Below are 12789 nucleotides of genomic sequence, written 5' to 3'. Positions count from 1 at the left end.
GTGGGGGAACCCGTAGGTACGGGGGGAATTCATGAGGGGTTTGCGTCGACTTTTGCCGATTGCCGCGGGCGTGGGCCTGCTGGCGACGGTGATCACAGGGTGTGACTGGCCGACGGGCACGAGGTACGTGTTCCCGGTCTTCCAGAACTACGACGTCACGTCGAACGTGACGTACCGCACGACCACCACCTACACCGGTGCCACCATCGACCTGAAGCTGGACATCTACCAGCCCCGGGGCGACACGGCCACGAAGCGCCCGGTGATGATGTGGATGCACGGGGGCTACTGGGTAGGCGGCAACAAGGGTGACATGGCCGCCTACGCCAGCGACTCCGCCCGGCGGGGCTACGTCGGGGTCAGCGTCCAGTACCGGCTGCGGAACTCGACCAGCGACTTCGCGGCCGCCGCGTGGGACGCCTACGACGACGTGGCCGCCGCGGCGCAGTGGCTCGAGGCGCACGCCGCCGAGTACCGCATCGATCCGGACGCCATCGTCGCCGGGGGCTACTCGGCCGGAGCGATCAACGCCCTGAACCTGGTGTTCATGCCGCCCGACCGGGGGCCGGCGACGTCGCCCGTCGACGGGGCCGTCTCCATCGCCGGCATGTCGTTCGCCCCGATCCGGGCCGGCCGGGAGCCGGTGATCATGTTCAACGGCTCGAACGACAACCTGGTGCCGTACTCGGTGTCCCAGGGCAACTGCAACCTGTCGACCAGCCTGGGGAACGTCTGCGAGCTGGTCACCTACCAGGGCGCGGGCCACGAGATCGGCATCACGCAGAGCGCCGACATCATGGCCAGGGCCCACCACTTCGTGATGGACCACGTGTTGCTACCGCTGGGTTACCAGGCCCAGCAGATGCCGGCCGCGGCCTAGACCCGGCACATCGGCCCGCGCCACCGACACGACGTCGCGGCGGCGGGCACCCCTCGGGCGGCAGCGGTCACTGACCACCAGCTGCCGTACCGAGACTGCGTGGCCCGCGGCCGCCCGTAGGCCCGGGCCACGCAGCTTCAGTCGGGCAAAGCCGGGGGCATCGGCTCCGCACGCACGACGACCACCACGCCCGCGGCGATCAGGGCGGCGGCGGGCCACACGGACACCGGCGGCACCTCGTCGAAGAACAGCCAGGCCAGCAGCGTCGACCCCACGATCTCCAGCAGGATCGCCACCGACACCAGCGTGGGCGACAGCGTCCGCACCACCCGGTTGACCAGCGTGTGGCCCAGCAGCTGCGGCCCCACGGTGAGCGCCAGCAGCACCAGCCACGTCGCCTCCGGGTAGCCGCCGAGGGACTGGCGACCCACCACGCAGATGCCCAGCAGGGCGACGGCCGCCACCCCGTAGCACCAGGTGGCGTAGACCGCGGTGGTCGTCACCCGGCGGACGTCGGCGCCCACCACCAGGTACAGCGCCGACAGCATCCCGCCCGCCAGGGCCAGCCCGTCGCCGAGGAGGGCGCGGGGCGTGAGCGCCAGGTCGACGCCGCTGAGCAGCACGACGCCGGCCAGGGCACAGGCGATCCCCCGCCACACCGCCGGCGGCACGTGCTCACCCCGGCGTCGGGCGATCAGGGCCACCCACACCGGCTGGGCGCACACCAACGTCACCGACGACGCCACCGACGTGAACGAGAGGCTGGGGATCCACGTGGCGAAGTGGCCCGCCAGGAGCAGGCCCGCCACCACCATGCGCCGGCGGGTCAGCGGGTCGCGGGCGGCGAGCTCGGCCCGGTCGCGGCGCAGCGCCAGCGACCCCATGACCGGCACGGCCAGCGCGGTCCGCCAGAAGGCGATCGCCAGGGCCGGGGCGTGCGCCGCCCGCACCAGTGGCGCCGACGTCGACACCGCGGCGACGGCGACCGCCAGCAGCACCACGTCGAGGTCGACGCCGACGTTCAGGCGGCGCAACGTGCCCCTTGCTTTTGCACTCGACGTGCGAAAATGTGAGTCCCGTGGTGGACGCGACCTACAACCCGTTCGAGCCCGGCTTCGCCGACGACCCGTACGACCAGTACTCCCGCATCCGGGAGGCGGGTCGCACGCAGCGCAGCCTGTTCGACAACCTGCTGATCCATCGCTACGACGACTGCTTCGCGCTGCTGCGCCAGGCCGGCACCAGCGTCGACGACACCAACGCCAACGTCGTCATCGGCCGCCAGATCCCGCCCGAGCTGCTGCAGGGCCGCGAGCAGCGGGGCCGCCACGCCATCCTCAACCTCGACCCGCCCGACCACACCCGCATCCGGCGGCTCGTGTCGAAGGCGTTCACCATGCGACGAGTCGAGCAGCTGCGGCCCCGTGTCCGCGAACTGGTCGACGGGTTCCTCGACGACGTGGCCGAGCGGGGCACCGACGGCTCACCGGTCGATCTCATGACCCACTTCGCGTTCCCGTTGCCGTTCCAGGTGATCACCGAGCTGCTGGGCATGCCGTCGGGCGACCGTGACCAGCTGCGGGTCTGGTCGCACAGCCTCACCCGGGTGCTGGAGCCGGTGCTCGACGATGTGGCGCTGCGGGAGGTGGCCGAAGCCTTCAGCCACATGCAGGACTACGTCGACGAGGCGATCGGGTGGAAGCGCCGCAACCCGGCCGACGACCTGCTCAGCGGTCTGATCGCCGCCGAGGAGGACGGCGACTCGCTGTCGGCCGACGAGCTGGTCGACCAGGTGGTGCTGCTCTACCTGGCGGGCCACGAGACCACCGTGAACCTGATCGGCAACGGGACGCTGGCGCTGCTGCGCAACCGCGACCAGCTCGCACTGCTGGCCGCCGATCCCTCCATCGAGGGCAATGCCACGGACGAGCTGCTGCGCTACGACACGCCCGTGCACGTGTCGCGGCGCATCGTGATGACCGAGATGGAGGTGGCGGGCGAGACGCTGGGCCCCGGTGACCTGGTGGTGACCCTGCTCGCCGCCGCCAACCGCGACCCCGCCCACTGGGGGCCGACCGCCGGGCAGCTCGACCTGCGCCGTCAGGGCGCCGGCGCCCACCTGTCGTTCGGCAGCGGCATCCACCACTGCCTGGGCGCAGCGCTGGCCAGGCTGGAGGGCTCCGAGGCTCTGGGTGCCCTGGTCCGCCGCTTCCCCGCCCTCGAACTGGCCACCGACACCCCCGACTGGAACAACCGCATAGTCCTCCGCGGCCTCGACACGTTGGACGTCGCCGTCGCGGCTTGACCCCTCCAACCTGACGCCCTCGAAATTGCGTTCGAAAACCCGCACAGAGCGGGCGAACGAACGCAATTTGCCGGGAGGCCGGCGATCACAGGGCGGCGACCACCCGGCCCGTGGCGACCACCTCGTCGACCAACGGGTGGACCAGGTCGGCGCCGCGGCCGACGACGACGGCGTCGGGGAAGACGCTCGGGGGCAACGCGGCGCCGAGCGCCCGGACGACGGCGGCCTGCCGGCCCGGGTCGGCGGCCGTGACCACCAGCATGTCGCGCCACGGCGCCCGGTCGGGCGACCCGCGGCGCCGCAGCCGGGCCCACGCCACCTCGGTGCAGCCGGCGACCGTGGCCGTGGCCGCGGTGAGGAGCACCGCGCGCTCCTCGTCCTCCGGCCCCGGCGGCGCCACCACCAGGCTGCGGGGATGGGGCAGCTCGGTGCGCCAACCGTGGGGCAGGCCCGTCACCTCCCAGGGGCTGAGCACCAGGCCGTTCTCGTAGCCGGGGTTGATCATCAGCCAGTGGCCCGCCGGCCACAGCCTCGGCAGGTCACGGCCCGGCGCCAGCACCCGGCTGACCTGCGAACCCTCCGGCAACAGGGCGTTGAACCGCTCCTCGGTGGCGAAGCCGAACACGAGCGGGTCCTCCGTCGTGGTGGCGCTGGGGAAGTGGAGCGGCTCGTCGGCCACCACCGGGAGCACCAGCTCGCCGTCGTGCAGCGCCTGCCAGACCGCGGGCCGGGCCGAGTCGTCGTCCACCGCTTTCGCCAGCGCCCGCTCGAGCTCGTTGGCGGGCTCCACGGGCGTGAGCCGCGGCGCGGCCGTCGAGTCGGCCGGCCCCTGGGCCAGCAGCGCCACCGCCCGCTCGACCGGTGACCGGATCGACGTCGCCGGCCACCCCACGTCGACCAGCTGCTGCCACCGCTTCGCCGCCTCCGCCAGGCGCCGGCCGGTGAGGTCCCCGGCGCGGGCGTCCTGCAGGAACTGCAGCAGCTCCCCCAACGTGTGCCAGTCGAACACGACCGGGTCGGGCGCGGCGCCGGAGGCGACGGCCACGCTGCTGCGGTGCAGCTTCACCTCGCCGATCGCCGCATCGAGGAGCTCGATTGACACGGTCTACCCTCCCTGGGGTGCACGAACCTGGGGACGACGAGTCGGCCATCGACCTCGTGCTGCAGAGCGCCGACGGTGAGGAGTACGTGTTGGTGCTGGTGGAGAACGAGCGCTGGGACGGGCCCGGCGTGACCGACCGCCTCGCCGGACGGATCGAGCGTTGCGTCGCCTACGCGCTCGACGGCGAGCTGGTCGCGGCGTTCCCGGCGGCGGCCGGCAAACCGGTGCGGGTGCACGTCGACCACCTCGAGCCGCTGGACACCGACGTCGAGGCGTTCTTCCTCCGGGTGGCCGATGATCTCGGGCGCCGGGGGCTGCGGTTCAGCTCCGAGCTGTTGGAGCGCCCGCCCACCCAGCCCGACTAGCTCGACCATGACCCTCAGATGTCATCCGCCGTCCACCGGAACGCAGGCCGGCGGCGGACTCCCACCGATCCCTGCCGACTCCCTGCCGATCCTGCCGAGTCCCTGCCGACTCCGGGTCTGAGGCGGCATCCTTGGGGCATGGCCGCTGAGTCCACCATGCTCCCCCTGGGGACGCCGCTCCCCGACTTCACGCTCCCCGACGCCGACGGCGCCCTGCACGGCCCGTCCGACCACCCCGACGCCCCCGGCGTACTGGTCGCCTTCGTGTGCAACCACTGCCCGTACGTGAAGCACGTCGCCCCTGAGCTGGGCCGCCTGGCGAAGGGTTGGATCGACCGGGGCCTCGCCGTGATCGCCGTGAACCCCAACGACGCGACTGCCTACCCCGAGGACGCACCCGAGCTGATGCCCGGCTTCGCCGTCGCCAACGGCTGGACGTTCCCGTACCTGTACGACGAGGCCCAGGACGTCGCCCGCACCTACCAGGCCGCCTGCACCCCGGACTTCTTCCTGTTCGACGGCGACCACCAGCTGGCCTACCGCGGCCGCTTCGACGCCAGTCGCCCCGGCAGCGCCACGCCCCTCACCGGCGAAGACCTCGCCACCGCCGTCGACGCCGTCCTCTCCGGCGACCCCGTCCCCACCCCCCAACTCCCCAGCATCGGCTGCTCCATCAAGTGGAAGTGACGGTCGGCGGTCCGGCGCTATCTCCCATCACTGCGAAGTAGATCACTAATGATCTACTTCGCAGTCGTCCTGAGGGCGGAGTGGGGTCAGACCTTGAGGAAGCGGCTGAGGGCCCAACCCGAGCCGACGGCGCCGATGCCGACGCCCAACAACACGACGACGATCATCACCATCGTGACCTCGCCGCGGGTGGCGACCATGCCGGCGAGGACCGACATCTCGTCGCGGTTGGCGCTGTTCATCAGCTTGTTGACCAGGTAGATGAACGTCAGGGCGAAGCCGGAGCCGACCACCCCCTGCACCACGCCCTCCATCATGAACGGCACCCGGATGAACCAGTTGGTGGCGCCGACCAGCTTCATCACCTCGATCTCCCGCCGCCGGGCGAACATCGCCATGCGGATGGCGTTGAGGATCAGCATGAGGGCGGCCATCAGCAGCCCGAGCGCGGTGATGAAGATCAGCCGCTGCGCGGTGCTCGACATGCTCTGCAGCCGCCGCACCCCCTCGAGCGCGGACGTCGCCCGCATCACGCCTTCCTTCGTGGCGAACTGCTCGGTGATGCTGAGGATGGCCTGCGGGTTGCTGGTGGACGGCGTGACCCGGAACGACGTCGGCACGAGCTCGGGGTTCTTCTCGCCCTCGGCGAGCATCGCCGGGTTGTTCTCGAAGATCCGCCGGTACTCCGCCATCGACTCCTCGGCGTCGACGTAGCGGACGTCGGCGACGCTCGGATGCTCCCGCAGGTCGGTCTCGAGGGTGTCCTTCGCCTCCTCGGAGATGTCGCGCTGCACGAACACGACGACCTCGACGCCCTCCTCCCAGCGGCTCGACAGGGCGTCGACCCCGGCGCGCAGGAGCATGGCGGAGCCGAACAGGCCCAGCGACACCGCCATGGTCACGACGGCGGCGATGTTGAGCGTGACGTTGCGCCGCAGGTTCGTCGACGTCTCACGGATCACGTAGTCGAGCTTGAGAGCCATGGCTTCCTCAGTCCTCCCCAGACCGATCGGTCACTGGTAGACGCCGCGCACCTGGTCGCGGACGATCTCGCCCTGGTCGAGCTCGATGACGCGGCGCTGCATCGTGTCGACGATCGAGCGGTCGTGCGTGGCCATCACCACGGTGGTGCCCGTCCGGTTGATGCGGTCGAGCAGGCGCATGATGCCCACCGACGTGGCCGGGTCGAGGTTCCCGGTGGGCTCGTCGGCGAGCAGGATCAGAGGCCGGTTGACGAACGCCCGGGCGATCGACACCCGCTGCTGCTCGCCACCCGACAGCTCCTCGGGCAGGTTCTCGGACTTCGGCTCGAGGCCCACCAGCTCGAGGATGGCCGGCACCTGAGCGTGGACGACGTGGCGGGGCCGCCCGATCACCTCCAGGGCGAAGGCGACGTTCTCGTACACCGACTTGTTGGGCAGCAGCTTGTAGTCCTGGAAGATGCAGCCGATGTTGCGGCGCAGGTAGGGAACCCGCCACGACGAGAGCCGGGCGATGTCCTTGCCGGCCACGTAGAGGGTGCCGTCGTCGGCCACCTCCTCGCGGTTGATCAGCCGCAGCATCGTCGACTTGCCCGATCCCGACGGGCCGACGAGGAAGACGAACTCTCCCTTGTCGATGTTGGCGGAGCACCGCAAGAGGGCTTTGATCTCGCCCTTGTACAGCTTGCTCACATTTTGGAATGTGATCATTGGCCTCGAACTTAGAACGACCGCGCCGCGTGTGCCCGCCACGCTGAAGATTGCGGTGAGGTTACAGAAACCAGCTTGGCACCGGAAATCAACCGGCGCCCGCCGGAGGGGTGTTTAGTTCGCCCGCCTCCACTGGAGGTAGGCCTCCATGAACGGGTCGAGGTCGCCGTCGAGCACGGCGTCGACGTTGCCCGTCTCGTGCTCCGAGCGCAGGTCCTTCACCATCTGGTAGGGCTGCAGGACGTAGCTGCGGATCTGGCTGCCGAACCCGACGCGCTGCTGCTCGCCGCGGATCTCGTCGAGCTCGGCCTCGCGTTTGGAGCGCTCCAGGTCGGCCAGCTTGGCCTTGAGCATCGCCATCGCTCTGTCACGGTTCTGGAACTGGCTGCGCTCCACCTGGCAGGCCACCACGATGCCCGTGGGGATGTGGGTGAGGCGCACCGCCGAGGACGTCTTGTTGATGTGCTGGCCGCCGGCGCCGGACGCCCGGAAGACGTCCATCTTGATGTCCTTGTCGTCGATCTCGACGCCGGACGTGTCGCCGTCGTCGAGCATCGGCACCACCTGCAGGGCGGCGAAGGCGGTCTGGCGCTTGCCCTGGGCGTTGAAGGGGCTCATCCGCACGAGGCGATGGACGCCCCGCTCGGCTTGCAGGTAGCCGTAGGCGTGACGGCCCTTCACCAGGAAGTCGGCCGAGGAGATGCCGGCCTCGGAACCGGGGGTCGTCGAGTCGACCTCGGTGGCGTAGCCCCGCCGCTCGGCCCAGCGGAGGACCATGCGCAGCAGCATCTCGGCCCAGTCCTGGGCGTCGACGCCACCCTCGCCGGCCTGGATGCTCACCAGGGCGTCGGCGTCGTCGTGCTCGCCGGAGAACATCGAGCGCAGCTCGATCTGGCGCAGATCCCTGTCGAGCGTCCCGAGGTTCTCCTCGACCTCGGCGACCGACGCGTCGTCGCCCTCCTCGCGGCCCAGCTCGTAGAGCGTCTCGGCGTCGTCGAGGCGGGCGCTGATGCCGTCGAAGTGGGCCAGGTCGTCGTTCAGGTTGGCGAGCTCGCCGGTGACCTTGCGGGCGTTGTCGGCGTCGTCCCACAGGTCGGGGCGCGACGCCTCGGCCTCCAGCTGGGGCTGCTTCGTCCGCAGCTCGTCGATGCGCAGGTAGCCGGCGGCCTCGGCGAGCCGCTCACGCAGCGCCTTCAGCTCGTCGGCCAGGTCTCTCATCGGGCGTCGCTCAGATGCGACTCAGGCACCGTGGCACTGCTTGAACTTCTTGCCCGACCCGCAGGGGCACGGGGCGTTGCGGGGCGTCTTGTCCCAGTCGGAGCGGGTCACCGGCACGTTCTCGACCGGCTCGCGCTGGGGCGGGCCCGCCGGACCACCGTTGCTGCCGTTGCCGCCGTTGCCCCCGGGACCCTGGGCCCGGGCCGCCGCGGCCATGCCGGCGGCACCACCCGAGGTCGACGGGTCTTCGGGGGCGGAGTACTGGAAGTTCTGCACCGCCTCCGGCTCCGCCACCGCCGGGGCGGACTGCGCCGCGTCGCCGGCGGGCCGGTTGACCTGCACCTGGACGTGCATGACGTACTTGATGAAGTCCTGCCAGACGCCGTGCATCATCTGGCCGAACATGTCGAAGCCCTCGCGCTGCCACTCGGTGAGCGGGTCGCGCTGGCCCATGGCCCGGAGGTTGATGCCCTCGCGCAGGTAGTCCATCTCGTAGAGGTGCGACCGCCAGCGCTGGTCGATGATCCGCAGCATCACCGTGCGCTCGACCTCGCGCATCACGTCGGGGGTCAGCTCGGCCTCGCGGGCCTCGTAGTAGGTGAGCGCCTCGTCCATGAGCATCTCGTAGAGCTCGTTGGTGCTCGTCGCCTGGCCGAGCTGCTCGGCCGTCAGCTTCGACGGCCAGAAGAGGCGGATCTCGGTGCTGAGGCCGTCGAGGTCCCACTCTTCGTTGAACTCGCTGACGCAGTGCGACTCGACGATCGAGCTCACGCCGTCGGGCAGGTACTCCCCGACGATCTTCTCGCGCAGGTCGACCTGGTCGAGCACCTGGTCGCGCAGGGCGTAGATCACCTTGCGCTGCTCGTTCATCACCTCGTCGTACTTGAGGACGTTCTTGCGGATCTCGGCGTTGCGCTGCTCGACCGTCGACTGCGCCCGCTCGATCGCCTTGGTGACCATCTTCGCCTCGAGCGGCACGTCGTCGGGCAGGGCCCGACCCATCACCCAGTTGACCATGCCGGTCGCGAACAACCGCATGAGGTCGTCCTCGAGGCTGAGGTAGAAGCGGCTCTCGCCGGGGTCGCCCTGGCGGCCCGACCGGCCTCGGAGCTGGTTGTCGATGCGGCGGCTGTCGTGGCGTTCGGTGCCGAGCACGTAGAGGCCGCCCAGCTCGCGCACCTTGTCGCCCTCGGCCGACGTCTCGCGGTCGTAGCGGTCGACCAGCGTCTCGAAGTGCTGGCGGTGCTCCTCGTCCTCGGGATCGAGGCCCTCGAGGCGCAGGTCGCGCTTGGCGAGGCCCTCGGGGTTGCCGCCGAGGATGATGTCGACGCCTCGACCGGCCATGTTGGTGGCCACGGTGACGGCGTGCAGCGAACCGGCCTGGGCGATGATCTCGGCCTCACGGAAGTGCTGCTTGGCGTTGAGCACCTCATGGCGGACGCCCCGTTTGTCGAGCATCCGGGAGAGCTTCTCGCTCTTCTCCACCGAGATGGTGCCCACCAGCACCGGCTGGCCGGCCTGGTTGCGCTCCACCAGGTCCTCCACCACGGCCTCGAACTTGCTGTCCTCGCTCTTGTAGATGAGGTCGCCCTCGTCGGCGCGGGCGTTCGGCTGGTTGGTGGGGATCGGCACGACCTGCAGGTCGTAGGTGGCGTGCAGCTCGGCGGCATCGCTCATGGCGGTACCGGTCATGCCGGCGAGCTTGTCGTACATGCGGAAGTAGTTCTGGAGGGTGACCGTCGCCAGGGTCTGGTTCTCCTCCTTGATCTTGGCACCCTCCTTGGCCTCGACAGCCTGGTGGAGGCCCTCCGACCAGCGGCGTCCCTCGAGGATGCGGCCGGTGAACTCGTCGACGATCTTCACCTCGCCGTTGGCGACGACGTAGTCCTTGTCGCGGCGGAACAGCTCCTTGGATCGGAGGGCGGCCTGGAGCTGGTGGACGAGGTTCTGGGCCACGCCGTCGTAGAGGTTCTCGATGCCGAGCGCCCGCTCGACCTTCTCGATGCCGTCCTCGGTGGGGACGACCGTGCGCTTCTCCTCGTCGACCTCGTAGTCGTCGTCGCGGCGGAGGCCGCGGACGATGGAGGCGAACTTGTAGTAGAGCTGCGCGGCGTCGGCGACCTTGCCGGAGATGATCAGCGGCGTCCGGGCCTCGTCGATGAGGATGGAGTCGACCTCGTCGACGATCGCGTAGACGTGGCCCCGCTGCGTCTGGGCGGCCCGGGAGGGCGCCATGTTGTCGCGCAGGTAGTCGAAGCCGAACTCGTTGTTGGTGCCGTACGTGATGTCGCAGGCGTACTGCTCGCGCTTGTAGTTGGGGTCGTTCTGGCCGGGGACGACGAGACCGACGCTCAGGTCCATCCACTTGTGCAGGCGGCCCATCCACTGGGCGTGGAACGTGGCCAGGTAGTCGTTGACCGTGACCAGGTGCATGCCCTTGCCGGTCAGGCCGTTCAGATAGGCCGGCAGGGTCGACACGAGGGTCTTGCCCTCACCGGTCTTCATCTCGGCCACCCAGCCGAAGTGGAGGGCGGCACCGCCGACCAGCTGGACGTCGTAGTGGCGCTGGCCGAGCACCCGCTTGCTGGCCTCGCGCACGACGGCGAAGGCCTCGATCAGCAGGTCGTCGAGTGACTCACCGTTGTCGAGCCGCTGGCGGAACTCACCGGTCTTGCCCTGGAGCGCCTCGTCGGAGAGGCGCTCGAACTCGGGCTCGAGCGCGTTGACGTCGGGAACCAGCGATTGGAGTGCCCGGAGTTTCTTGCCCTCGCCAGCGCGAAGGAAGCGATCGAACATGCCCATGAGGCTGATCAGCTTACCGAGGCCCCACCCCTAGCCCCAGGCACACGCGGAGGTCCGTCGGACTCCCCCAGCTCCAGCAGCGTCCGCTTCGCTGCTCGACCCGGATACGTCAGGCGAGGCTGGTGGCCTTGTCGGCGACGAGGTGGGTGACGGGGAGGTCGAACTCCCGCTTGAGGCGGCGCTCGACGTCGAGGCGGAGCCATGCCGACACGCCCGGGGGCAGCGTCGAGACGATGATGCCGTCGCAGTCGAAGTCGAGGTTCCGCAGGGCGGTCGACACGGCGTAGACGGGGCTGGCGTCGCCCACCTCGCCGGTGACGGTGAGTCCGGCGTCGGCGAAGGCGGCCAGGCCCTCGTCGAGGCTCTGGCGGGCCTTCGCCTGGACCTGGCCCTCGCTCCAGGCGCCGCTCGGGTGGTGCACCGGCACCACGAGGTGGAAGCGGGTGTCGGGCTCGTGGATGGCCTGCTCGCGGGCGTACTCCAGCAAGTGCCGGCCGACGAGGGTGCGGTGTGCGACGACGATGTAGGTGCCCATGTGTCCCCCTGTTCGTGGCTGCCTGGATGTGCGGTGCCCCTCGGGCGGGGCCGGTAAACCGCGGGTGACAGGGAACACCCGTTTCCCTTACATGGCGAAGAACGAATGGCTACCCTCGCCAGGACACGCACTCGCACAGGAGGTTTCCTGGGTGGAGATCACGGTCAGCGCACGGAACACCGAGGTCTCTTCAGCTTTGCGGGAAGCTGTCGAGGAAAAGATCGGCCGTCTGTCTCGGAAGGCCTCTGGCCTCCACCGAGCGGATGTCCACTTCTTCGAGGAACGCAATCCCCGAATCGCCGAGCGGGAGATCTGCGAGGTGATCGTCGACGGGCGGGGTCACCAGATCCGCTGCCGGGTGAGCGGGCCCGACACATTCGTCGTGGTGGATCGCGCCGCGGCGAAGCTCGAGCAACAGCTCGAGAAGGCCAAGACCAAGCTGATGCGTCGCCGCAACGCCGCAGCCGCCCAACGCAGCGTCGCCCGCCGCGAAACCGCCAACGGCACCAGCACCAACGGCGCCGGCTCCAACGGCACCACCGCACCCACGGCCGCCCGCGCTCTGCGCCGCGCGGTCTGACACCACCACCGCACGCCCGGGCCGCCGTCACGGGGTTCGGGCGGCGGTCAGGCCGGCGATCCACACCGCGCCGGCGGAGCGGAGCGACAGCGCGCCGCAGCGGAGGGTGGTGCCGGTGGTGACGACGTCGTCGACCAGGACGATGCGGGCCGGGTCGGTCAGGCGGCGTCGGGTCTCGACGGTGAAGCCCTCCCGGCGTTCGGCGCGGGTGCGTCCTGTCTGGGCGACGGCGCCGTGGCGGTGGAGCAACCCGACCGCGGGCACCCGCCAGCGTCGGGCCACCGCCCGGGCGAGGAGCTCCGCCTGGTCGAAGCCGCGGCGACGACGTCGTCGGTCGGTTGTCGGCATCCACGTCACCACCACGCCCGCGGGCGGGCGCAGCAGCGAGGCCATGTTGTCGGCCAGCCACCCGAGGGCGGCACGGTCGTTGCGATACTTCAGCCGGGCGACCAGCTCACGGGCCGGGCCTTCGTAGCTGAGCAGGGCGCGGACCACGTCGAGGCCCATCGCGGGCGCCACCAACGGCGGCGCCCGCCCCAGCTGCGCCCGACACGACGAGCACGGCGAGGCCCCGGCTCTCCCGCAACCACCGCAACTCCCTGGGTTCCACATGCTCCTGACAGT

The 12789-nt window shown here is 70.2% G+C and carries 13 protein-coding genes; 5 read left to right on the top strand and 8 right to left on the bottom strand.

Features of this window, described 5'->3' with window-relative positions; translation table 11 throughout:
• The first annotated feature begins 52 nt into the window (after positions 1-52).
• A complete protein-coding gene (locus tag VK611_06025) occupies positions 53-880 on the top strand; it encodes an alpha/beta hydrolase (protein HMG40866.1) in 828 nt (275 codons plus the stop codon).
• A 137-nt stretch (positions 881-1017) separates the two neighbouring features.
• Here the strand turns inward: VK611_06025 and VK611_06020 are convergent, their stop codons facing one another.
• Positions 1018-1914, bottom strand: a complete 897-nt coding sequence (locus VK611_06020) for a DMT family transporter (GenBank protein HMG40865.1) — start codon at positions 1912-1914, stop codon at positions 1018-1020.
• A 44-nt stretch (positions 1915-1958) separates the two neighbouring features.
• Between VK611_06020 and VK611_06015 the strand changes: the two genes are divergently transcribed.
• A complete protein-coding gene (locus VK611_06015) occupies positions 1959-3185 on the top strand; it encodes a cytochrome P450 (protein HMG40864.1) in 1227 nt (408 codons plus the stop codon).
• An 85-nt stretch (positions 3186-3270) separates the two neighbouring features.
• Here VK611_06015 and VK611_06010 read toward each other — a convergent pair whose 3' ends face one another.
• Complete coding sequence (locus VK611_06010) at positions 3271-4287, bottom strand: SseB family protein (GenBank protein HMG40863.1); 1017 nt, start codon at positions 4285-4287, stop codon at positions 3271-3273.
• Between the two features lie 17 nt (positions 4288-4304).
• Here VK611_06010 and VK611_06005 point away from each other — a divergent pair, with 17 nt between their 5' ends.
• Both VK611_06005 and VK611_06000 read left to right on the top strand, forming a co-directional pair.
• Entirely contained in the window at positions 4305-4652 is a 348-nt protein-coding gene (locus tag VK611_06005) for a hypothetical protein (GenBank protein ID HMG40862.1), read from the top strand.
• A 138-nt stretch (positions 4653-4790) separates the two neighbouring features.
• Positions 4791-5339 (top strand): thioredoxin family protein, encoded by a 549-nt coding sequence (locus VK611_06000; protein ID HMG40861.1) that lies wholly within the window; start codon positions 4791-4793, stop codon positions 5337-5339.
• An 86-nt stretch (positions 5340-5425) separates the two neighbouring features.
• Here VK611_06000 and VK611_05995 read toward each other — a convergent pair whose 3' ends face one another.
• The 5 genes from VK611_05995 to VK611_05975 form a co-directional block, all read right to left on the bottom strand.
• Positions 5426-6322: an ABC transporter permease gene (locus VK611_05995; GenBank protein HMG40860.1), complete on the bottom strand. Its 897-nt coding sequence runs from the start codon at positions 6320-6322 to the stop codon at positions 5426-5428.
• Between the two features lie 30 nt (positions 6323-6352).
• Positions 6353-7030: a cell division ATP-binding protein FtsE gene (ftsE, locus tag VK611_05990; protein ID HMG40859.1), complete on the bottom strand. Its 678-nt coding sequence runs from the start codon at positions 7028-7030 to the stop codon at positions 6353-6355.
• A 114-nt stretch (positions 7031-7144) separates the two neighbouring features.
• A complete protein-coding gene (gene prfB, locus VK611_05985; GenBank protein HMG40858.1) occupies positions 7145-8248 on the bottom strand; it encodes a peptide chain release factor 2 in 1104 nt (367 codons plus the stop codon).
• A gap of 21 nt (positions 8249-8269) precedes the next feature.
• Positions 8270-11044, bottom strand: a complete 2775-nt coding sequence (gene secA, locus VK611_05980) for a preprotein translocase subunit SecA (GenBank protein HMG40857.1) — start codon at positions 11042-11044, stop codon at positions 8270-8272.
• Positions 11045-11159: 115 nt separating this feature from the next.
• The gene (locus tag VK611_05975; GenBank protein HMG40856.1) at positions 11160-11585 is read right to left on the bottom strand and encodes a hypothetical protein; all 426 of its coding nucleotides are present in this window, start codon (positions 11583-11585) and stop codon (positions 11160-11162) included.
• A gap of 151 nt (positions 11586-11736) precedes the next feature.
• Here VK611_05975 and raiA point away from each other — a divergent pair, with 151 nt between their 5' ends.
• On the top strand, positions 11737-12165 hold the full coding sequence (raiA, locus tag VK611_05970; protein ID HMG40855.1) for a ribosome-associated translation inhibitor RaiA: 429 nt from the start codon (positions 11737-11739) through the stop codon (positions 12163-12165).
• 27 nt (positions 12166-12192) lie between these two features.
• Here the strand turns inward: raiA and VK611_05965 are convergent, their stop codons facing one another.
• Positions 12193-12672, bottom strand: a complete 480-nt coding sequence (locus tag VK611_05965) for a hypothetical protein (protein ID HMG40854.1) — start codon at positions 12670-12672, stop codon at positions 12193-12195.
• Positions 12673-12789: the final 117 nt, after the last annotated feature.

The organism is Acidimicrobiales bacterium (assembly GCA_035316325.1).
GTDB lineage: Bacteria > Actinomycetota > Acidimicrobiia > Acidimicrobiales > VFJN01 > DASXTK01.
The sequence above is the reverse complement of the archived record's forward strand: the minus strand, read 5'-3'. Positions and strand labels throughout refer to the sequence as shown.